The 20,667-nt window shown below is 63.0% G+C and carries 20 protein-coding genes; 6 read left to right on the top strand and 14 right to left on the bottom strand.

What is annotated here, in order from left to right; genetic code table 11:
- Positions 1–66: 66 nt before the first annotated feature.
- From budA to KF712_02585, 3 genes are all read left to right on the top strand, one after another.
- Positions 67–861, top strand: a complete 795-nt coding sequence (budA, locus tag KF712_02595; protein ID MBX3739854.1) for an acetolactate decarboxylase — start codon at positions 67–69, stop codon at positions 859–861.
- A gap of 118 nt (positions 862–979) precedes the next feature.
- On the top strand, positions 980–1,990 hold the full coding sequence (locus KF712_02590; GenBank protein ID MBX3739853.1) for a flippase-like domain-containing protein: 1,011 nt from the start codon (positions 980–982) through the stop codon (positions 1,988–1,990).
- Complete coding sequence (locus KF712_02585; GenBank protein ID MBX3739852.1) at positions 1,971–2,849, top strand: patatin-like phospholipase family protein; 879 nt, start codon at positions 1,971–1,973, stop codon at positions 2,847–2,849. The genes KF712_02590 and KF712_02585 overlap by 20 nt, the downstream gene beginning before the upstream one ends.
- Positions 2,850–2,893: 44 nt before the next feature.
- Here the strand turns inward: KF712_02585 and KF712_02580 are convergent, their stop codons facing one another.
- Positions 2,894–4,420 carry a DEAD/DEAH box helicase gene (locus KF712_02580; protein MBX3739851.1) on the bottom strand — a complete coding sequence of 509 codons (1,527 nt, stop codon included), beginning with the start codon at positions 4,418–4,420 and terminating at the stop codon, positions 2,894–2,896.
- Between the two features lie 595 nt (positions 4,421–5,015).
- Between KF712_02580 and KF712_02575 the strand changes: the two genes are divergently transcribed.
- Both KF712_02575 and KF712_02570 read left to right on the top strand, forming a co-directional pair.
- On the top strand, positions 5,016–6,707 hold the full coding sequence (locus KF712_02575; protein ID MBX3739850.1) for a PEP-CTERM sorting domain-containing protein: 1,692 nt from the start codon (positions 5,016–5,018) through the stop codon (positions 6,705–6,707).
- Between the two features lie 19 nt (positions 6,708–6,726).
- On the top strand, positions 6,727–7,566 hold the full coding sequence (locus KF712_02570) for a hypothetical protein (protein MBX3739849.1): 840 nt from the start codon (positions 6,727–6,729) through the stop codon (positions 7,564–7,566).
- A 77-nt stretch (positions 7,567–7,643) separates the two neighbouring features.
- On the opposite strand, the gene KF712_02565 is transcribed toward KF712_02570, so the two are convergent.
- The 10 genes from KF712_02565 to KF712_02520 are packed head-to-tail and all read right to left on the bottom strand — an operon-like array spanning position 7,644 to position 14,713.
- The gene (locus tag KF712_02565) at positions 7,644–8,234 is read right to left on the bottom strand and encodes an adenylate kinase (protein ID MBX3739848.1); all 591 of its coding nucleotides are present in this window, start codon (positions 8,232–8,234) and stop codon (positions 7,644–7,646) included.
- Between the two features lie 10 nt (positions 8,235–8,244).
- Positions 8,245–9,171: a methionyl-tRNA formyltransferase gene (fmt, locus tag KF712_02560; GenBank protein MBX3739847.1), complete on the bottom strand. Its 927-nt coding sequence runs from the start codon at positions 9,169–9,171 to the stop codon at positions 8,245–8,247.
- 15 nt (positions 9,172–9,186) lie between these two features.
- Positions 9,187–9,819: a nucleoside monophosphate kinase gene (locus tag KF712_02555; GenBank protein MBX3739846.1), complete on the bottom strand. Its 633-nt coding sequence runs from the start codon at positions 9,817–9,819 to the stop codon at positions 9,187–9,189.
- Positions 9,820–9,866: 47 nt separating this feature from the next.
- The gene (locus tag KF712_02550; GenBank protein MBX3739845.1) at positions 9,867–10,766 is read right to left on the bottom strand and encodes a hypothetical protein; all 900 of its coding nucleotides are present in this window, start codon (positions 10,764–10,766) and stop codon (positions 9,867–9,869) included.
- Between the two features lie 53 nt (positions 10,767–10,819).
- Complete coding sequence (locus KF712_02545) at positions 10,820–11,356, bottom strand: DJ-1/PfpI family protein (GenBank protein ID MBX3739844.1); 537 nt, start codon at positions 11,354–11,356, stop codon at positions 10,820–10,822.
- A gap of 28 nt (positions 11,357–11,384) precedes the next feature.
- Positions 11,385–12,350: a tryptophan--tRNA ligase gene (gene trpS / locus KF712_02540; GenBank protein MBX3739843.1), complete on the bottom strand. Its 966-nt coding sequence runs from the start codon at positions 12,348–12,350 to the stop codon at positions 11,385–11,387.
- Positions 12,351–12,397: 47 nt separating this feature from the next.
- On the bottom strand, positions 12,398–12,904 hold the full coding sequence (locus KF712_02535; protein MBX3739842.1) for a pyridoxamine 5'-phosphate oxidase family protein: 507 nt from the start codon (positions 12,902–12,904) through the stop codon (positions 12,398–12,400).
- Positions 12,905–12,959: 55 nt separating this feature from the next.
- Positions 12,960–13,355, bottom strand: coding sequence for a hypothetical protein (locus tag KF712_02530; GenBank protein ID MBX3739841.1), 396 nt, complete (start codon positions 13,353–13,355; stop codon positions 12,960–12,962).
- Positions 13,356–13,382: 27 nt separating this feature from the next.
- Positions 13,383–14,114: a DUF899 domain-containing protein gene (locus tag KF712_02525; GenBank protein MBX3739840.1), complete on the bottom strand. Its 732-nt coding sequence runs from the start codon at positions 14,112–14,114 to the stop codon at positions 13,383–13,385.
- Positions 14,115–14,158: 44 nt separating this feature from the next.
- On the bottom strand, positions 14,159–14,713 hold the full coding sequence (locus KF712_02520; protein ID MBX3739839.1) for a DUF1579 domain-containing protein: 555 nt from the start codon (positions 14,711–14,713) through the stop codon (positions 14,159–14,161).
- Between the two features lie 150 nt (positions 14,714–14,863).
- Here KF712_02520 and KF712_02515 point away from each other — a divergent pair, with 150 nt between their 5' ends.
- Positions 14,864–15,910: an Mrp/NBP35 family ATP-binding protein gene (locus KF712_02515; protein MBX3739838.1), complete on the top strand. Its 1,047-nt coding sequence runs from the start codon at positions 14,864–14,866 to the stop codon at positions 15,908–15,910.
- A gap of 113 nt (positions 15,911–16,023) precedes the next feature.
- Here the strand turns inward: KF712_02515 and KF712_02510 are convergent, their stop codons facing one another.
- The 3 genes from KF712_02510 to trpE all read right to left on the bottom strand — a co-directional run bounded on the left by KF712_02510 (position 16,024) and on the right by trpE (position 20,593).
- Positions 16,024–18,372: an FAD-dependent oxidoreductase gene (locus KF712_02510; protein ID MBX3739837.1), complete on the bottom strand. Its 2,349-nt coding sequence runs from the start codon at positions 18,370–18,372 to the stop codon at positions 16,024–16,026.
- Positions 18,373–18,511: 139 nt separating this feature from the next.
- A complete protein-coding gene (locus tag KF712_02505) occupies positions 18,512–19,075 on the bottom strand; it encodes an aminodeoxychorismate/anthranilate synthase component II (protein ID MBX3739836.1) in 564 nt (187 codons plus the stop codon).
- An 18-nt stretch (positions 19,076–19,093) separates the two neighbouring features.
- Positions 19,094–20,593: an anthranilate synthase component I gene (gene trpE / locus KF712_02500; protein ID MBX3739835.1), complete on the bottom strand. Its 1,500-nt coding sequence runs from the start codon at positions 20,591–20,593 to the stop codon at positions 19,094–19,096.
- Positions 20,594–20,667: the final 74 nt, after the last annotated feature.

Genomic DNA, 20,667 nt, shown 5'->3' with positions numbered 1-20,667 from the left:
CCACATCCCCGTTGATGGACACTCTTCGCTTTCCAACGGCGGAAGTTGGATGCTTCCTATCCATGCATGAAACTGCCGCTGTTCACCACCCTCGCCGCGCTCACCGCCGCCACCACGATCCACCTGACAGGCCCCGCAAGGGCTGGCGACACGCTGGTCCAGGTGTCCACCATTGACGCGCTCATCCAGGGAATCTTCGACGGCGGGGTGAGCTTCGGGGACCTGAGGAAGTCCGGTGACTTCGGCATCGGAACGCTGGACAATCTGGATGGCGAAATGCTCGCGCTGGACGGGAAATTTTTCCAGATCGCTTCGGACGGCGTGGTGAGGGAGATCCCGGACAAGGTGGAGACTCCCTTTTCCGCGGTGACTTTCTTCCAGAGCGACAAGACGGTGGCGCTGGGGAAAATGGAATCTCTGGATGCACTGCAGAAGCGGCTGGATGAGGAAACGCCGTCCGTGAACCTGTTCTACGCGATGAAGGTCACCGGCACCTTTCCCAGGATGAACCTGCGCAGTGTGCCCCGGCAGAATCCCCCCTTCCCCACCCTGACCGAGGTGGTGAAGCATCAGTCGATCTTCAAGCTGGAGAACGTCCGCGGGACGCTGGTGGGTTTCCGCTGCCCGCCTTATGTCAAAGGCATCAATGTCCCCGGCTATCATTTCCACTTCATCAGCGAGGACCGGAAGCAAGGCGGCCACGTGCTGGACTGCGCGCTGGCGGATGGAGAGGCGGGCATCGACATCCTGGAGAACTTCAAAATGCTCCTGCCCGGTGACCGGGAGTTCCTGAAGGCGGACTTCACGAAACATGACGAAGCCGCTCTGGAGGCCGTGGAGAAGCTGAAGAAAAGCGAGTGAACCGCGCGGAGGCGGGAGGCCGGGCCGGTGCATTTTTGGAATGCATCGCCACGGCGGATCCCTATAAATCCCACCAGCCCATGACCGACCTTCCACCTTCCCATCCAGCAACCGACCCATGAGCGGAAGTACCGGGAAGAAATGGGGCAGTTGGATCTTCTTCGGTGTCCAGATCCTGATCGCCGCGGCGATCCTGTGGTGGGTGCTGGCCCGCCCGGACTTCTCCACCAGCTTTGTCACAGCCTGGAAGAACATCCACCCCGGCTGGTTGGTGGCGGGGGTGATCTTCGCAGGGGCAAGCATCGCCGCGCATGTGTGGCGGTGGTGGATCTGCCTGCGCCTGCTGGGCATCCGGGCCGGATGGAGGATGCTGGCACGGGTTTTCCTCGCCAGTTCCTTCGTCGGCACCTTCGTCATCGGCGGCATCGGCGGCGATGCGGCCCGGGTTCTGATGCTCACCCGGCAGTTCCCGGGTTCCGCCTCCCGGTTGATGGTTTCCGTACTGGCCGACCGCCTCTGCGGGCTGATCTCGTTGATCCTCCCTGCGGTGCTGTTCACTTTCCCCGCCCGTGAGATGCTGTCCGCAACCCCCACCGGAAAGGCAGCGGTGCATTTCCTGTGGGGCTATCTGGTGTTCTCCTCGCTGCTGTTCCTTTTCTGCTGGTTCTGCGGCACGGAGAATGCCCGGAAGTGGCTGCCACGATGGATGCCCGCGCGGGAGTGGATGCTGCATGTTTCCGGTTGCTTCGAGCAACTGCGTCCCAGCGGCGCCAAATTGCTGTCTGCGGTGGCGGCGAGCGTGCTGATGCTGGCCCTCCACTTCGCCACCTTCTGGTGCATCGCCCGGGGCTGCCAGGCGGGCGTGACGCTGCATGAGATCACCACTGTCATGCCAGTGGTGGAGGCCGCCACCACCGTCCCCGCCACTCCCGGCGGCATCGGCATGCGGGAGGAACTCTTCCGGGACCAACTGGCGTCCCTGAGCCGGACGTCCTCCGGAGCGTCCGTCCTCATCTCCCTCGGAGGCTTCCTCTGCGGGCTGGTCTGGTGCCTGCTGGGCGGACTGGCCGCCGCCTCCCTTCTTCCACGATCCCTCTCCCTGCGAAAACATGCCGGAAACGCCGCCTGACACCACCCCGGGACTCGCGCTGAGCCTGGAGTCCTCCTACTTCGGATTCTTCGCCCATGCGGGGTTCGCCGCCGCGCTGCTGCACCATGGCATCCGTCCGGGATTCTTCGCGGGCGCATCCTCCGGCTCGATGATCGCCACGCTGCTGGGGGCCGGGTTCACTTCGGAGGAAATCAAAACGATCATCTTCGACCCGAAGTTCAAATGGAGCTTCTGGGAGTTGAAGAGCTTCGCACGCGGCTTCGCGATGATGTTCTGCTGGCCGGGCGTGAGCGGCCTGACCTCCGCGCGGGATGCGCGGAAATACCTCACCCGCGTGCTGCTGGAGCGTGCGCCGGTGCTAGAGGCCTGCAGCCACGGTGAGGTGTCCGTCACCGTCGCCAACCTGAACAAGCTGCGCACGGAGATCCTCACCACCGGGGACAGCGTGTCCGCCATCCTGGCGAGCTGCGCTTTTCCATGCTTGGTCTCCCCTCAGGAGGTCGGGGGCGAGCTGTGCTGGGACGGAGGGTTGGCGAACAGCTCCCCTTTCCTGCACTACGCGGACGATGATCGGGTCGATACCATCATCACCCACCACATCCACCATCCCTCGGTGGCGGACCGGTGGAAACAACCGGGCTTCCGCCCGCGCATCGCGGACACCTTGTCCCGCGGACACCTGCTCATCACGGCGGAGATCCACCGCCTGCACCTGCAGGTGATGGAAAAGTCGGGCAAGCGCATGCTGCCCGTCACCACCACCACGGACCGCCCGGGCCTTTTCAGCGGCAGGGCGGCCCAGCAACGGTGCTATGATCGGGGATGGGAAAGCGGTGAAACCTTTGCCACGGGATACCTGGCAAGCCCACGTGGCTGATTCAACCGCCGCAGCGGACAGGGCCTGTGCGGCCCTGTCATCATTCAGCGGTCGGAACCCACCATCTTGCGGATGGCATTGAGACCGCTCCGCAGGATTCCACCGGACGGGGAAGAACCACGCGTTTCACCACGCTCATCCACCTGATAGCGGCTGCGGGTGGAGCCATCGCCCTGGCCCTGGTTGCCGGAGCCCTGGGGGCGTTCACCGTTGCCACGGCGGCGGTCCCCGCCCTGTGGCTGGCGGCCACCTCCACCTTGGCGGCCACGGCTTCCACCGCCACCGCCTTGTTGTTGCTGGCGTCCGCCGCCCCCCTGGCGTCCGCGGTTTCCACCGCCTCCACCCTGTTGCTGCTGGCGTCCGCCCTGAACCATGCGTCCGCCGGTCTTGAGCTTCACGTGGCGCTGGGCCAGATCCTCGTCGTGCCACTCATGGTCGTTCGAGTGCGGGACGGGCATCTTGATGACTTTCTCGATCTCGCGCAGGAACTCGCGCTCATCCTCCGAGCAGAAGGAAACGGCGCGGCCTTCCGCACCGGCACGGCCCGTCCGGCCGATCCGGTGGACATAGGCTTCCGGCTCGTTCGGCAGGTCGAAGTTCACGACCAGCCCGACGTCCTTCACGTCCACGCCACGCGCGGCCACATCCGTCGCAACGAGGATGGGCGTGAGGCCCTTTTTGAAGCGGTCCAGCGCCTTCTCGCGCTGGGCCTGCGACTTGTTGCCGTGGATGGCGTCGGCAGGAAAACCGGAGGAGGAAAGGCTTTTCGCCAGCTTGTTCGCACCGTGCTTGGTGCGGCTGAAGACGATGGTGAGCTTGCCCGACTCCACACCGGATTGCTCGCGCAGCAGCTTCTCCAGCAGCGGGCGCTTGTCGTCCTTCGACACGAAGCAGACGGTGTGCTCGATGCGTTCCGCGGTGGTGGACTCCGGCGCGATGGAAACGCTGGCCGGATCGCGGAGGATGGTCTTCGCCAGATCGACGATGTTCGGTGCCAGGGTGGCGGAGAAGAACAGCGACTGCTTGCGGGCAGGCAGGAAGGAGATGATGCGCTTCACATCCCGGAGGAAGCCCATGTCCAGCATGCGGTCCACCTCATCCAGCACGAGGAACTCGACGCCGGAAAGGTCAACGCAGTTCTGGTCGATGAGGTCGAGCAGGCGGCCCGGTGTCGCCACCAGCACGTCCACGCCGCGGCGCATCGCGTTCACCTGCGGCACCTGGCCGACACCGCCGTAGATGAGCGTCTGGGAGAACCGGACGTACTTGCCGTAGGTCGTGAAACTCTTGCCGACCTGGCCGGCGAGTTCGCGGGTAGGTGCGAGCACCAGCACGCGGCACTGCTTCGGGCGGACCTGTTTCGGCTTCTCATGCAGTGCATGGAGGATGGGCAGCGCGAAGCTCGCGGTCTTGCCGGTACCGGTCTGCGCGCAGCCGAGCACGTCACGGCCCTGCAACAGATACGGGATCGCCTGGGCCTGGATGGGAGATGGCGTCTCATAGTTGAGTTCAGCCAAAACCTGATGGAGGGGAGCCGCCAGTGGCAGCGCCCCGAATGTATTCGTGGTCATGTTTTCAGAATGCCAGCCCGCGCCAATGTAGTGGCGGCTGGCGGGTCGATGAGGTTGTCAGTGAATCCCAGAACAATCTCTCATCGATGAAGACCGGAACAGGCTCGGACCAAGAAGGCCCTGCGACGCTCGGAAAAGCGCGTGGCGGATGGATAGCCGATGTTTCCCGGAAAACAAGGGTTAATTATCAGGCTCCCCACGGCTCCTACATTAGGGATGGGCAGCTCCCTGATACCTGCATTTTTCAACCGCAGATGAACGGGATGGACGCAGATTCACGCAAAATCTCTGTTTTCATCTTACGCCCCGGACTTTTGGAGCCGAAGTTGGTGGTTCAGATCCGGGCTTTAGATCCATCCTGACGTTCATCTGCGTCCATCCCGGTTCATTTTACGAAGGATTTCGAATGATCAGTTCGTCCATGTCGCTTCGCTTCCATTGCGGTTGGATTTCTCCCTAATGTAGGGACGCCGAGGCTCCACACCTCTGGAATTGCAGCCTTGACGCACGGGGGCCGGGAATGTTGGCCTCATGGAAACCCTTATTTCCCGCATCTTGGTTTTTTCCAAGTGCATTCATCCCAACGGACTCCCCCATGAAGCCCATATTCTTCCCCTGCCTCCTCGCCTGCGCGCTCATTTTTCCGGCATCGTCCGAGGCGGAAACCTTTTATTGGGATGGCGCGACCGGCGGGGGGTGGGACCAGAACACGAACTGGGCGACCACCCTGGAGGGAGGAACCGACCCGGCCGGTGTTCCCGGCGCCGGGGACACCGCCGTCTTCAGCGTGACCGGCCTGACAGGTGCGCGGGCCGTGAATCTCAACGGAAACCGGCAGGTGGCGGGGCTGGAGTTCAACAATGCCGACACCGTCACCCTCCAGGCGGGCGGCACGAACCGGATTCTGGAACTGGGTGCCGGTGGCATCATCGCCGGAGCCGCGACGAAAACCGTCAACATCGGCAGCACCACCACGAACCAGAATGTGTCCATTTCGCTGATGGCGGCGCAGGCATGGACCTATAACAGCACCGCCGCCTCTCCGGTCAACGGTTGGGGCATCTATGTGAGGAATGCCGTGAGCTTGGGGATCTCCGGCACCCATACCCTGACGCTCGGAGGCACCATCAGTTCCACGAACCCGCTGAGCGCCGTCAGCGGGGCGGTCAGCGACGGTGCGGGCACGCTCAACATCGAAATGAGCGGCAACAACAACCTGCGCTGGACGCTGTCGGGTGACAATTCCTACACCGGCACCACGGTCGTCAAAAACGGCGGCCTGACCATCGGCCATGTCAACGCCCTCGGCAGCACCTCCACGGGAACGACGGTTGAATCCGGCGCGTCGATTTTCCTGCGGAGCACCATCGGCTCCATCGCGGCGGAAGCGCTGACGATCAGCGGTTCCGGCTCGGGGTCGAGCGGTGCCCTCCGCAACGTCAATGGGGTCAACACTTGGAACGGGGCCATCACATTGGCCGGAAGCACCTACATCGGGGCGGACAGCGGTGCCGGGAGCATTTTCACCCTCAGTGAAACCGCCACGATCAGCCGGTCCGGCGCTGGAGACAGGATCGCCACGTTCATGGGCGGCGGAACCATCGAGGTGCAAGGAGCCATCAACGGCGACATCGCCGTCACCCGGGGTGTGAACGGCACCCTGCTAATGACCGGCGCGGCCAAGGCCTACACCGGTGCCACCAACATTTCCTCGAACGGCCACATGATCCTGAATACCTCCCTGAGCGGCACCTCCCAGGTGACGGTCAACGGGAACCTGCGCGGAAATGGCGGCTCGATCCGGACGGGCGCGGCCGTGAGTGTGACGGGCACCGGAGTGCTGGCTCCCGGCACATCGTCCACGGTCCAGGACATCGGCATCCTCTCCATGGGCGCCCTTTCCCTCCAGAATCTCTCCACGATGGCGCTGGACATCCATTCCGGAGATCTGACCAGCGATGTTGTGGAGGTCACCTCCCTCAATCTGACCAACGGCGCGGTTCTCACCGTCAACGATCTCGGTTCCTCCACCATCGGCATCGGTGAGGCCCTCCTGTTCATCAAGAACAGCGGTGCATGGAACGGCGGATTCTTCACCGTCAATGGCACGCTGATCGGGGATGAATCCACCACGTTCGCAGTGGGAGCGAACACCTTCCAGATCGACTATAATTATAGTGGCGGTCTGGGCACCGGCGTCGCGCTGATCTCCGTGGTTCCGGAACCCACCGCACCGGCATTGGTCTCCCTCGCGGCACTGACGATGATGTTCCGGAGGCGGAAGTGAGGAAACCCGGTATTCTTCCATGATCCGGGGCACACTCATTCGCTGGGGCCTGCTGGCCGCAACCGCCATGGCCATCTTTCTGGCGCTCATCAGTTGCGTCCAATCACGGTTCATCTACTTCCCCCGCCCCTATGCGGCCGGGGTGGTCGCGGACTGGCGGAAATCAACCAAGGGCAGGCTGATCGACCATGAGACCTCGCAGGGCCGGCAGCGAGCCTACCTCCAGGGAAACCTCGCCTCCCCGCGCAACCTGTGGATCTTCTGTGGCGGAAACGGAACCGTTGCCCTGGACTGGTCCCGGTGGCTGTCGGAGCATGCCCCGGAGGAAGACGCCTGGTTGCTGATCGACTATCCGGGATACGGTGAAAGCAAAGGTACCCCCTCGCCCGGACACATCCGGGAATCCATCAAATCCGCCGTTCCGCTCGCCGCGAAGGAACTGGGATGGACGGGCACGGTGGCGCCGGAGCGGCTCAGGTTCTTCGGCCACAGCCTGGGTGCGGCGGCCGCACTGGTGGGAGCCTCCGAATTCGGCATCCAGCGGGGAGTGCTGCTCACGCCCTTCACCAGCACCATGGACATGAGCCGGCGGATGACCGGATTGCCGATCGGCTTTCTGATCCGGCACCGCTTCGACAACCAGGCCCGGCTCAAGGAACTGGCGGAACGGGGACCGGGCGAAGTCATTATTTTCCACGGCACCACGGACGAAGCGATCCCGGTGGAGATGAGCAGGCAGCTCGCGGCGGAGCGGAGGGATGTGGTGAGGTTCATCGAGCTTCCCAACGGCAGGCACAACACGCTACAGGACACGGACCGGGAGGAAATCGCGAGGGCGCTGGAGGAGATCGGACGATGATCTTACGGAGCGCGGACTTCAGTCCGCTTGGCTTCGCTGGCTTGATTCTCTGGGGCGGACTGAAGTCCGCGCTCCGTTCACCCGAAGATCCGGCGGTCCCCTTGTTCCTCAAATCCCATGAGAAAGCGGCTTACATCGCGTGGTGACCTGAGCCTGATGATGGTGAGGTGCGCATGTTCCGGATCGTCCATGAGCCGGAGGTAGCGCCCACGCTGCCTGCCATAGGAAGTGATCGTCCACCAGATGATCGAGTCCTTGCTGAAAAATGATTTCCGGAACGATTCACGATTGCCGGTTCCGGGCCAGAGTTCCGCCTTTGTGAACGCCCTCACGCACGCACGCCGCACGGCCTGCCAGAGCGTGCGGGAGAATGAAAAGTCCACCCACACCACCATCGTCGCACGCCGCCATTTGACCGGTTGGGTGCGGGAGTAGTTCCCGTCGAGAATCCACTCATCCCCTTCCAGTGCCTGCTCCACTTTCGCGAGGAACTCGTCATCCGCGGTGCCCGTCCAGCCGGGCTTCCAGAAAAGGGAGTCCATCTCGATATGGTGGATGCCGGTGAGCGCGGAGAGCCGCTTGGCGAGCGTGGATTTCCCGCTGCCACTCACACCGACGACATTGATCCGCGCGGGACGGGTGAACGGAGGGAATGCGCCGTCCTTCATGAGAATCCGGCTACTGGAACCCCTGGGGCTTCCGCCCGGCGAGGTATTGCTCCACGGTCATCCGCTTGCCTCCTTCCGGCTGCACATGCAGCAACTCCACCGCGCCCGCGCCGCCACAGGCGACGAACAGCTTTTTGCCGGAGACTTGGAAACCCTCCGCCAGTTCCGCGCCGCCGGGCACGGGGACCACGGGTGGGAATACCTTGAGCCGCTTCCATTTTCCATCCTCCTGCACGGTGGTGAAGGTCCCCGGCCACGGATCGTAGGCGCGGATGCGCCGCTCCAGCGCCTCTGCGTTCATTGACCAGTCGATCCGGCCGTCGTCGCGCTCCAGCTTCGGCGCATAGTTGGAAAGACTGTCATCCTGCGGCGTGCGGGTGTCCGTCCCCTCCCCGATCCGCTTGAGCGTTTCCGCCAGCACCTCGGCAGCCACATCCGCGAGTTTGTCGTGGAGCGTGCCGCCGGTTTCGTCCGGCTGGATGGGAATGGCCTTGTCAAAGATCACATCCCCCGCATCGAGTTTCTTCACCACATGGATGGCGGCGATACCGGATTCCTCATCCCCCATGTCGATGGCGGCCTGCACGCAGGACGCGCCGCGGTGCCGGGGCAACAGGGAACCGTGGAGGTTGATGATGGCCTTCGATGGCAGCTTCAGCACGTCCTTCCTCAGGATCTGGCCGTAGGCAAAAACCACGATCACCTCCGGATCGAGCGCGCGCATTTCCTCAACCGCGGAGCTGATGTTGTCCGGTTGCAGCACGGGCAGGCCTGCCTCCAGTGCCTCTACCTTGATGCGAGGTGGCGTGAGCGCCTGGTGGCGCCCCACCGGCTTGTCCGGCTGCGTGACGAGCGCCAGCGGCTTCGGCCCATGGGCCAGCAGATGACGGAACGACGGCAGGGCGATGTCGCCGGTGGCTACGAAGATGACTCGCATCGGGAAGAAAGTGGATCAGGCCGACTTCGAGGCCAGCACCTGGTATTCCGGCAGCGTGATGACTTTCTGGATGATCTCCGAAAGCACCTTCACCGGCGGCTGGGTCGCGTCGATGTCCGTGATGCGGTCCTGCGGGTAGAAAGCGAGGATCGGCTTGGTTTCCGCCTCATAGGTGGCGATGCGCTGGTCGATGACCTTGTCGCTCGCGTCGTCGATGCGGTTGTCCTTGAGCGCGCGCTTGCGCATGCGGCGCGCCAGCTCGTTGCGGTTCGGGCAGGAAAGGTGGAAGACCTGCAGGACGTCCAGGTGGCGCTCCAGGATGCGGGCCTGCTCGACGTTGCGAGGGATACCGTCGAGGATGAGGATGTCGATGTCCGGCTTGTAGTTGTGGGTGTCCGCCAGGTTGTCGATCTGGGCTTTCCACAGCTCGATGGTCAGTTCGTCCGGTACCAGTTCCCCGCGGCTGGAGTAGTGGACGAACTGCTGGCCCAGCGCGGTGCGGGTATCCAGCGAGCGGAAAACGTCACCACAGGCGCAGTGGAAGAACCGCGGGATGCTGCCCATCACCTTGCCTTGGGTGCCTTTTCCCGAACCGGGCGCTCCGAGGAAGATGATGGCGGGTTTTTTGGAATCCGGATGGTGTGACATGAAGGGAACGGAAAATAAATGGACCGTCCCACCGCCGCAAGCACGGATCAGCCCTGCGGTTCTTTTGAGGATGCGAAGAAAACCAGCACCGGGATGAGCAGGGCCACATCCGCCAGGACCCGCAGGGTGTCCATGTGGAAGCGGTTGCGCGTGCGGTTCAATACATAGAGCAGGGCGGCGCCGGTGAGGATGGAGTAGAAAAACGAGCGCCTGATCAGGCCATAGTCCACGACATCCTCCGGATGGGGATTCGCCTGATAGGCGAAAACGATGGCGGACAGCCCCAGCAGCACAAGCGGCAGGGTCAGCGCCAGCTCGTCCGTCGCCTTGATCTCCGTATCCTGGCTGCGATTCGCATGCTCCCACAGATCGATGGCGGAGATGTTCATGATGCAGAGCACCGCGAAGCAGATCATCTCCCGGGAACGCATGGTCAGGTAGAAGTCCGCGGACTGATTATAGACGCTCGCCAACAGCCCCACCCCGTAGGCGAAGGTCAATCCCGCCAGGATGTTCTTCATATACGGGATTTCATTCGCATCCTGCTGGGAAAGCAGGGAAAGCCCGAAAAAAGCGCCGATGAGAACCACCGCCACGAACAGGTAGCCGAAAATGGAATACGGCATGTAACGGATGACCAGGAACAGCGCGGCAACCCCCGCCAAACCGGCGGATGCGGCGAATGCCTTCCGGTACTTCCAGTGGAAAAGATGCCGTGGTTCACACCGCTCCGGGGTGTCTTTCCTCAATGAGGCGTCGATCAGGCGGTCCACCACATAGATGATCCATACCACCAGCCCGAGGGCGACGTAGGCCTCCCACGGGTGATAGACCAGACGCCATGTCTTGGCGAACACGGCCAGCCACGCCACCGCCACCAGCGGAGCGTCCAGGCTCAGCAGGTTCGGGAAAAGCCACCAAGGCTTCTTCGGAAGTTCCGATGTCACAGCGGGCGGACCATCCCCGAGCCGGGCCGGGAAGGCAAGAGATCATTGGGGAATCAGGCCATGATGGCCTCCGAAACCTCGTCAACGGCGGCTTCACCAGCCAGGTATTCGACCAATGCGAAGCCGAAATCCAGGGCCGTTCCCGCTCCACGGGAGGTGATCAGCAGGCCATCCTCCACGACGCGCTCATCCTCAGCGTCCGGCAGTTCCTCCCAGGTGCTGGAATGGGAGGTGAAGCGGCGGCCATCCAACAGGCCGGCGTCATGCAGGATCAGCGGCGCGGCACAGATGGCGGCGATCTTTTTCCCGTCCTCATGGAATTCCTTCGCCAGTGAGGCGGCACGTCCGTCCCTGCGGATCTCCCCCACCCCGGGGCCACCGGGCAGGAAAAGCAGGTCGTAGGCCTCCGGCTTCACCTCCTCCAGGGCGACGTCCGGGACGAGCCTCACGCCACAGCGCCCGGTGACGGGGCCGGCCTGGAGGGAGGCGATGGTCACCTGGATCTCCGCGCGGCGCAGCAGATCGACAGGAGTGATGGTCTCGATCTCCTCGAAACCATCCGTGATGACACAAAGGACATGTTTGGGCATAGCCCGGGAAATCTAACCCCAAGGCGGCTCAGCGCAAGCCGGTGGCCGCACGGACCCGGGCGAGAACCTTGGCCGCCTCCTGGCGGGCACGGTCCGCACCTTTGGCCAGCACGCCGTCCACGTAGTCCGGATCTGCGACGATCTCTTCACGGCGGGCGCGCATCGGCGCGAAGTAGTCCCAATACGCCTCCGCCAGCCGTTTCTTGAGGTCGCCGTAGCCGCAGCCGCCCTTCTCATGATCCGCCACCATGGTGGCATAGTCCGCCTCACTGGCGAAAAGCTTGTAGAGGGCGAGGATGGTGGAGTTCTCCGTGGGCTTCGGCTCCTCGACCGGGGTCGAATCCGTGACGATGCGCATGATGAGCTTCTTGGTCGGCTTTTCCTCGCCGAAGATCGGCAGCGTGTTGCCGTAGCTCTTGCTCATCTTCCGTCCGTCCAGGCCCAGGATGACGCCCGTTTCCTCCCGGATGATGGGTTCCGGCAGGGTGAGGATGCCTTCGCCATAGACTTCGTTGAACTTGCCGACGAGGTCGCGGGTGACCTCCAGGTGCTGCTTCTGGTCCTTGCCGACCGGCACGCGGTTGGAGTCGTAAAGGAGGATGTCCGCCGCCATCAGCACCGGATAGGCGAAGAGGGCGTGGTTCGGGTGGATGCCGTTGGCGATCTTGTCTTTGTAGGAGTGGCACTTCTCCAGCAGGCTCATGGGAGAGACGGTGGAGAGCAGCCAGGCGAGTTCATTCACCTCCGGCACCGCGCTCTGGCGGAAAAACACCGCGCGCTCCGGATCCAGCCCGCAGGCCAGGAAGTCGATGGCCAGCTCCCGGACATTTTTCCGCAGTTCCTCCGCATTCTGCGTGGAGGTCATCGCGTGGTAGTCCGCGATGAAATAGAATGTCTCCCCTTCATCCTGCAGACGCACCGCAGGCTCCATGGCGCCGAAATAATTCCCGACATGGAGCTTTCCGCTCGGCTGCAGTCCCGTCAAAATTCTCATGCGCCGGGAGCATGCTTTCATCCCCCGGAGACGGTCAAGCCCGGGTGCTAGACCCGCAGGTCACCCTGCACACCCCCGTCCTCGACCTTTCCCGTCACGGCTCCGACGAGGATCTTTGCCAGGACGACGAGTTTCCCGTCCTTCGTGTCCCAGTAGTGGGCCTTCAGCGGATCGACGCGGATCAGGGTGAGGTTCGGGTCCTCCTTTCCCTCCGGGAACCACGCCTTCACCAGCGGTTTCCAGAGTTCTTCGACCTTCGCGGGATCATCCACGATCTCGGCATCGCCGAAGACGGTGAGGAATTCATATTTCGAGGGATTGCTGTAGATGAGCTGCACCTGGGATCCGGTGCGGATGTGGCCCACGTGCTCGCTGTCCAGTCCGCTGAAAAACCAGAGGCTGCCGGCGTCGTCCACCTGCTGGGTGTGCATGGGGCACACATGCATGGGCGTGGCGGTGAGGTCCGTGCCGAACATGCAGGTCGGACAGTGGGTGGTCAGGTCGCGGAGCTTCAACACCGCTTCCTCCGATACGAGATTTTCGGTTTTATCCATCTGACACCATCCCCCGTGAATGTGGGATGATCAAACGGAAGATCCCCGCGATTTCTCAGGCGGTGCCATGCTCCGCGCCGGCGGCACGGGAAGAAGGGCAGACATCCGCCGCAGGCCTCACCTCGACGGTCAGGCCGTAGGACAGAGCCGGGCACGCCTTCGCCAATTCCACCGCCTCCTCCATGGACCCGGCATTCACCATGAAGAAGCCACCGACGGTTTCCTTCGATTCGGCGAAGGGCCCATCCGCCACCTCCTTGTTCTTTCCGGACACCAGCTTGCCTTCATTTTCCAAAGGGCTGGCTGCGATCATGTTTCCCGCCTCCACCACGCCGCCATACCACGCCTCCCAGCGGGACATGACGTCGCGGACCTCATCCATGGACAGGCCCCGGTGCCAGTCGGTGCCGCGGAACAGGAGCAGATAGGCGTTCTGGTGGTTGTGGTTCATCTGTCGGATGGGATGGTGCTTTGGTGGTCAATGGCAGCCGCAGGTCTTTTTCGTGCCCTCATCGTAGCGATCATGATGGCGGATCCAGTTCATGGTCCCATCTTCGTTCCTTCCCTTCGGGGTGATGTCCATCCAGATGAAGCCTCCCAGCGTCTCCTCCAGCCCGCGGGCATAGGAGGAGTAGGTGTGATAGATGGTGCCGTCCCCGTCCTTCACAAACACACTGACCCCGTGATGTTCGCCCGGCTCGTCCGTCGGGGCGAAGTTGTAGGAGGCCTTTCCCTCCGCGATCTGCTCCGCCGTGCATGAGGCGTCGTAGTCATAGTTGAAATCCGTGTTTCCCGACGACACCCAAGGGAATTCCCACCCCATCCGCTCCCTGAACGCCTCCAGCTTTGCCAGCGGCGCGCGGGAAACCGCCACGTAGGAAACGTCCCGGTTCTCGAAATGGAGCCTCGCGCCATCCACATGGTCGCTGATGAAGGAACAGCCCGTGCAGCCCTCCTCCCATGAGGGATCGAACATGAAGTGATAGACGATGAGCTGGGACCTCCCTCCGAAAAGTTCCGCCAGCGAAATCTTCCCGGATGGGCCATCGAAAACATATTCCTTCTCCACCTTCACCCACGGCAGAGCGCGCAGCTCCTCCTTCAGCCGGTCACGCTGACGGGTGAGTTCCTTTTCCTTGGCCAGGAGTGCCTTCCGGGCCTCCAGCCATTCGGCGCGGCTGGCCACCCTGTGTCCGCTTTGTGGGTTCATGGCAGTGGTATGATGGATATTGCTGGCAGGCTGGTGTGGCTCCGTCAGGGATTTTTCTTCGCCTCACCCTTGAAAATGGTGACCCACTCCCCCTTCTCGTCCTTGAAGCGGCTGGTGAAGGTGCGGACGCCATCTTCCTTGAACTCCGTGATGTCCTGGAAGTCACTCATCACGCCACCACGCATGGGGCATGGGCCGGAGGTCTCCAGCGTGAGGATCTTCCCGGACTCATCCAGGCTGCCCTCATACTGCCACATCTTCCCCATCATGGAGTCGATCATGGTGCCGACATACTTTTTCTTCCCCGGGTCATAGCCCAGCGTCATGGCGTAGTGCATCTGCATGCCCATCAGCTCGCCGGAGCCTTTCGAGATGACCCAGAAGCCTCCCAGCATCTCGGCTTTCTCCGTCCCGGTGCTCTTCACAGTCTCTCCGGTGGGCATCTTCATCTCGGAAGTGGTGGTCCACTCCCCCGCGAATTTCTTGAGCCACTCATGTTCCTTCAGCGGCTTGGGCATCTCCGGCATTTCCTGTGCGGAGAGGGTGGTGACGCCACACAGGGCGGCACAGATGGCGAGTTTGAGGATCCGGATTTTCATGGTTCGGTCGGTTGGGGTTTCAATGGATCGACGGACGGGACTGAAGATTCAGGACACGTTAGGCCGATTTTTCCGAAAAATCCCCGATTTCCGGAAAATGTGCGTGAAGGGTTGCACCCTCCCCCAGTTGGGCAACAATCCCCCCGCCCCATGACTCCTGATTTCATCCGCGAGGCGCTCCGCCAGGTGCGCTACCCTGGTTTCTCCCGTGACATTGTTTCCTTCGGACTGGTGAAGGACGTGAAAGTCGAACCCGGCCAGGTGACGGTGAAGATCGAGGTCGCCACCCGCGATCCGAAGATCCCGGAGCAGATCTTCCGGGACACGCACGCCGTGCTGGATCAGGTGCCGGACGTCGGTGCCGTGAAAGTGGACATCGACGTGAAGGACGCCCCCGCCGCGGGGGCCGGAGCGGGTGGCAGTGTTGGCAAATCCTCCATCCCAGGGGTGAAAAAGATCATCGCCGTGGCCTCCGGCAAAGGGGGCGTGGGGAAATCCACCGTCGCCGCCAACCTGGCCGTGGCCCTCGCCGCCACCGGCGCGAAGGTGGGCCTGTGCGACTGCGATCTCTACGGACCGTCCGTGGCCCAGATGTTCGGCACCGCCGAACGGCCGATGGCGAATGAGCAGGACGAGATCATCCCGGTGGAGGCCCACGGCCTGAAGCTGATGTCGATGGGCTTCCTGCTGGAGGACCGCTCACCGGTCATCGTCCGCGGACCGATGGCGACGCGCTACACCCAGCAGTTCCTCCGCCAGGTGGCATGGGGGGAACTGGACTACCTGGTGCTGGACCTGCCACCCGGCACGGGCGACATCCAGCTCACCATCGTGCAGACGGTTTCCGTGGATGGCACGCTCATCGTGACCACGCCGCAGGAAGTCGCGCTCATCGACGCGCGCAAGGCGGTGACCATGTTCGCGAAGGTGAACGTGCCCATCCTCGGACTGGTCGAGAATATGGCCTGGTTCGAGGCGGACGACGGGAAGAAGTATTACCTCTTCGGCAAGGAAGGCGGCATCCGCGAGGCTGCCGTCATGAACGTGCAGGTGCTGGGACAGATCCCCATCGACATCGAAACCCGCGAGCGCGGCGACTCCGGTGCCCCGGTGGCGCTGGTGTCCCCGGAACAGAGCAAGGTCTCCGCCGCGTTCCATGACGTCGCGGCGAAGATCCGGGCGAAGGTGCCGGTGTAGACTTGGTGGACGTTGCAGGTTGGATGGAGCGCGGACTTCAGTCCGCATCCACAAAATCCGATCTTTGCGAAGCCAAGCGGACTGAAGTCCGCGCTCCGTTCCATCAACCTTTCTCAGGGGAGCTTCCGGTCGATGCCGCGAAGGAGCGCCCGCACATTCATCCCCGCACAGAAGGCACCTTCCTTCGCGTGCGTCTTCCAGTAGGAGGCGGTGGAGATGACACCATTTTCCGCCAGGATGTCCGCGGGTTCGCGGTTGTCACCGGGGGCAATTTTCGCGGCGGCCTTTTTCATGACGATGGCGACTTTCCCGCCATCGCACCTGCTGGTTTCGTTGGCGTTCTCCAGCCAGTAGTCCCCCATCGTGATGATGCCCGCATCCAGCAGGCGTTTCACCACCTTGCGCAGCAGCGGGCTGATGTTCGGGCTGGCATCGGATGATGGACGGAGCTTCATCCAGCCGAGGGATTGGGATTGGCCGGTGGTCGCGGCGAGGCCGCGCAAGCGGATGAACTCCGCGATGACCTGAGCGGCTTCCGAGCGGGTGATGGCGGACGATTTCTCCTCATCCGATCCATCGAAAGCGACGTTCACGGAGACCTTGGCACCGGCGTCCTTCAGAAAGGCGGCGAAGCCCCCGCGGCTGACACCATCCGGCAGGCCGGGCTTCGCGGTGCCGGTGAGCTTTTCATGGATTACGGAGTACTGGGCCGCGCTGACCGGTTGCTTCGGCCCGAAGATGCCCTTCACCGGCAGGAGCATGCCGTGCGTTCCGGTCAGTTGCACCGCGTTCCATTCAGGGTTTCCGGCGTGGATGTCCGTCACGGGCGGGTAGAAAAGGATATCGCCGGCGTCCAGCAACGCGCCCTGCACCACTGCGGCATCCAGTTTCCGAGGCTGCACATCGTGCTTCACGGAAAGGACGGCGGTCGCACCGACGGCTTGGCCAATGAGGAGCGTGTGCGGCTGCAGGCGGGTGGCGCCGTTGCCCAGCTTCGACTGCGAGAAGTTCTTCTCCGCCGCCAGGAAGCCGTCCAGCTTCTCCGGAATGAGGCTGCGGTAGGGAATGGCGAACGGACCGGTGATCCATTTGCCATTGGCATGATCCGGAATGTCCTCCGCACGGTCCAGCTCCAACTCCATGTACTTCGGCTGCATCGAGCCATGCAGGTCCACCGCATAGTCGCCCACGGCGATGGAGTCCGGGAACAGGACCGGCGTTCCCTTTTCCCGCTCGATGTCGCGGGCCTTCAGCGTGTATTCGCCGATCATGCGGCGGCTTTCCCGCGCATAGGCCATGACCGGGAAGTGTTTCAGGACCGGCCGGTAGGGTTCCAGATCCGGGTTTTCCTTCAGCCACTCGTCCAGCTTGGCGAGGTTGTAGGGCGTGTCATACCCCTCGTCATCCGCCACCGCCCAGTCGCTCTTCCCGAGGTTGTTCTGGATGTAGTGCAGGAGGTGGAGGGTCTTCAGGATGGCGTTCCGCTCCAGTTTCCTGCGTGCGGCGGGATCCTCCAGTTCCCGCACGGTGGTCGGGTGGTAGTCGTTGTTGAAATTCAGGTGCGTGCGGGTGATGACGCGCTGCGGCGGCCGGGTGCCGTCCGGCATGCCGCGGTAGCCGATGAATTTGTGCCAGGTCCACTGCTTCTCGCGGGGCACACCCATGTCATCGCCGTTGCGGAGGGTCCTGGTGAATGATGCCTCCTGCTTCTCCGTGTAGCCGGGCGGGCGGGTTTTCACCTTCAGTTCCTCCGGCACGCCGTTGGGGTATTGCTTCACCACCGCCGTCCAGGTGATGGCCTGGATGAGGATATCCTCCAGCTTCTTGTCCGGGGTGAGCTGGTCGCTGGTGAGGTTTCCGGTGCGGTAGCGCGCGCCGGCCAATGGCAGGACATCACCCCATTCGGTGGCATCGACGAGGAATTTGCTCTTCACCCCCTTGGTGATCTTCCCCTTCTCAGTCACCACTTCCACCTCCGCGCCCGTGACGAGGTCACCGTCCTTCGCCACTTTGACAACGGTCGCCCGCAGGGCTAGGTCCACCTTCGCGTCCGCCAGCATCTTGTGCAGGATCTCCCGGCCCACCCGCGGCTCCACGCCGATGTGGCCCCACCAATAGGCGGTCTCCGGGTTGATGCCTTTTTTCCCGTAGTGTTCCTCGATCCGCTCGACCAGTTCCTTGTAAAGCCCGCGCTCCCGCACGCTGGTGCCGCCCTCGTCCATGGAGGTGACCGCGGCGGCATTCATCTGCCCGCCGATGTAGTCCGTCTCATCCAGCAGGAGCACCTTCGCGCCCATGCGCGCCGCCTGGATGGCCGCACCGCAGCCGCCCGTGCCTGCCCCGGCGATGACCACATCATACTCCGCCGCCCACTTCTCCGGCGGCAGGTTCGCCGGCACAAACTCTCCGCGTACCAGAGGCAACGCACCCAACCACATGCAACAAACGACGAGGATTTTCATGAAAACAGTGGCTGTCCGATACTGCGGAAGCGGGGCGGAGCTATCAACGGAAGGCAGGGACCGCCCTCCATGCCGCCCCAAGAAAAACGGCGGCGACCATGGAGGCCGCCGCCGTGGTGATTCATCATCCGGGAGAGGCTCAGAGCTTCAGGAAATTCTCGAGCAGTCTCTTGCCGTCCTGGGTGAGGATGGACTCCGGGTGGAACTGGACGCCATGGACTGGGTATTCCTTGTGCTTCAGGCCCATGATCTCCCCTTCCTCCGTCCACGCGGTGATCTCCAGGGAATCCGGGAGCGTGTCGCGTTTCACGATGAGGGAGTGGTAGCGGGTGGCCTCGAACGGGCTGGGCATGCCGGCGAAGACGCTCTTCCCCTCATGGAGGATGGGTGAGGTCTTGCCATGCATGAGCCGGTCCGCACGGACGACGTCCCCGCCGTAGACCTGGCCGATGGACTGGTGGCCGAGGCACACGCCGAGGATCGGCGTGGTGGCTCCCATTTCCCGGATCAGATCCAGCGAGATGCCCGCCTCATTCGGCGTGCAGGGGCCGGGTGAGATGCAGATGCGCGTCGGGTTCAGCGCCTTCACCTCATCCACGGTGATGACGTCGTTGCGGAAGATCTTCATCTCCGCCCCCAGCTCGCCGAAGTACTGGACGAGGTTGTAGGTGAAGGAATCGTAGTTATCGAGAATCAGAAGCATGGTCGTGGTGGTATGGGGTTAGGCACCGAGGGTTTTCGCCAGAGCCACGGCACGCAGCATGCCCTTGGCCTTGTTACGGGTTTCCTCATACTCATAGGTCGGATCGGAATCCGCCACGACACCGGCTCCCGCCTGCACGTAGGCCTTTCCGCCTTTCAGCAGACAGGTACGGAGGGTGATGCACGAATCATGCGAGCCATCGAACCCGAAGTAGCCGACCGCGCCCGCGTAGGCGCAGCGCTTGTTCTTTTCCAGCGAGTTGATGATCTGCATGGCGCGGATCTTCGGAGCGCCGCTGACGGTGCCCGCGGGAAAGGTCGCCCGCAGCACGTCATACGCGCTGTGGGATGGGTCCAGCTCACCGGTCACGTTGGAAACGATGTGCATCACATGGCTGTAACGCTCGATGATCATGAAATCATCGACCTTCACGGCCCCGTGTTTCGCAATGCGGCCCACGTCGTTGCGGGCGAGGTCCACCAGCATGAGGTGCTCCGCCCGCTCCTTCGGGTCCGCCAGCAGGTCTGCCGCCAGCGCGTCGTCCTCCGCTTCCGTTTTCCCCCTCCAGCGCGTTCCGGCGATGGGGCGGATGTCGATCTTCCCGTTGATGGAGCGGACATGCACCTCCGGCGAGCTGCCGACGAGCGCGAAGTCCCCCAGTTCCAGGATGAACAAATACGGCGACGGGTTCACGAAACGCAGCGCCCGGTAGAGGTCCACCGGAGGGCGGTCGAAGTCCGTCTCGAACCTCTGGCTGGGCACGAACTGGAAGACATCACCCGCGGCGATGAATTCCTTCCCGTCCCGCACCATTTTCTCGAACTCCTCCTGGGAGGTGTTGCTCTTGATTTCCGGCAGGTCGTAGTCCGTCAGGCCGTTGAGCGCCGGAACGTGGAACGGCCGGTTCAGGATCTCCACGATGGCTTCGATCTTTCCGCGGGCGGCAGCGTAGGCCTCCTCCACCGAGGCGGATTCCTCTACGATGGCGTTGGCGATGACCTGCAGGCGGCGCAGACGGTGGTCGAACACGACCAGCGTGTCCGCCAGCATGAAAATGGCGTCCGGAATGCCCAGCGCATCCTCCGGAGGAGGGCCGATGGTCGGCTCGAACTGGCGGACGGCGTCATACGACAGATAGCCGACCAGACCGCCCGTGAAGGGAGGCAGGGCGCCATGCGTCACCGGATGGTAGGCTGACATTTCGCGCTCCAGCGCTGCCAGCACATCATCCGGCGCGGTGTAGCTCCGGGACTTGGAGCCCTCGCGGACCGTGATTTCCTTTCCGCGGGCTTCGAAAACCGCGCGTGGTCCGCTCCCCAGGATCGACCATCGGCCGCCCTTTTCCGTGCTCTCGGCGCTTTCGAGCAGGAAAGAATGGCGGCTGTCCCTCAGCTTCAGATAAGCCGAGAGCGGGGTTTCAAAGTCAGCGGCGAGCTGGGTGTAGACGGGCACGACATTGCCCCGCTCCGCCAGCCCGGCGAAGACTTCCAACGATGGTTCAACCGGAATGGAACTCACAAGGCCGCGACTCTTCCCCAGCCGCCCGGTTTCCGCAAGCGCGGAGGATGGCCCGATTCCTATCCGCCTGTCCT

The sequence above is a fragment of the Akkermansiaceae bacterium genome (assembly GCA_019634595.1).
GTDB lineage: Bacteria > Verrucomicrobiota > Verrucomicrobiia > Verrucomicrobiales > Akkermansiaceae > Luteolibacter.
This window is presented reverse-complemented; position numbering and strand designations above follow the sequence as displayed.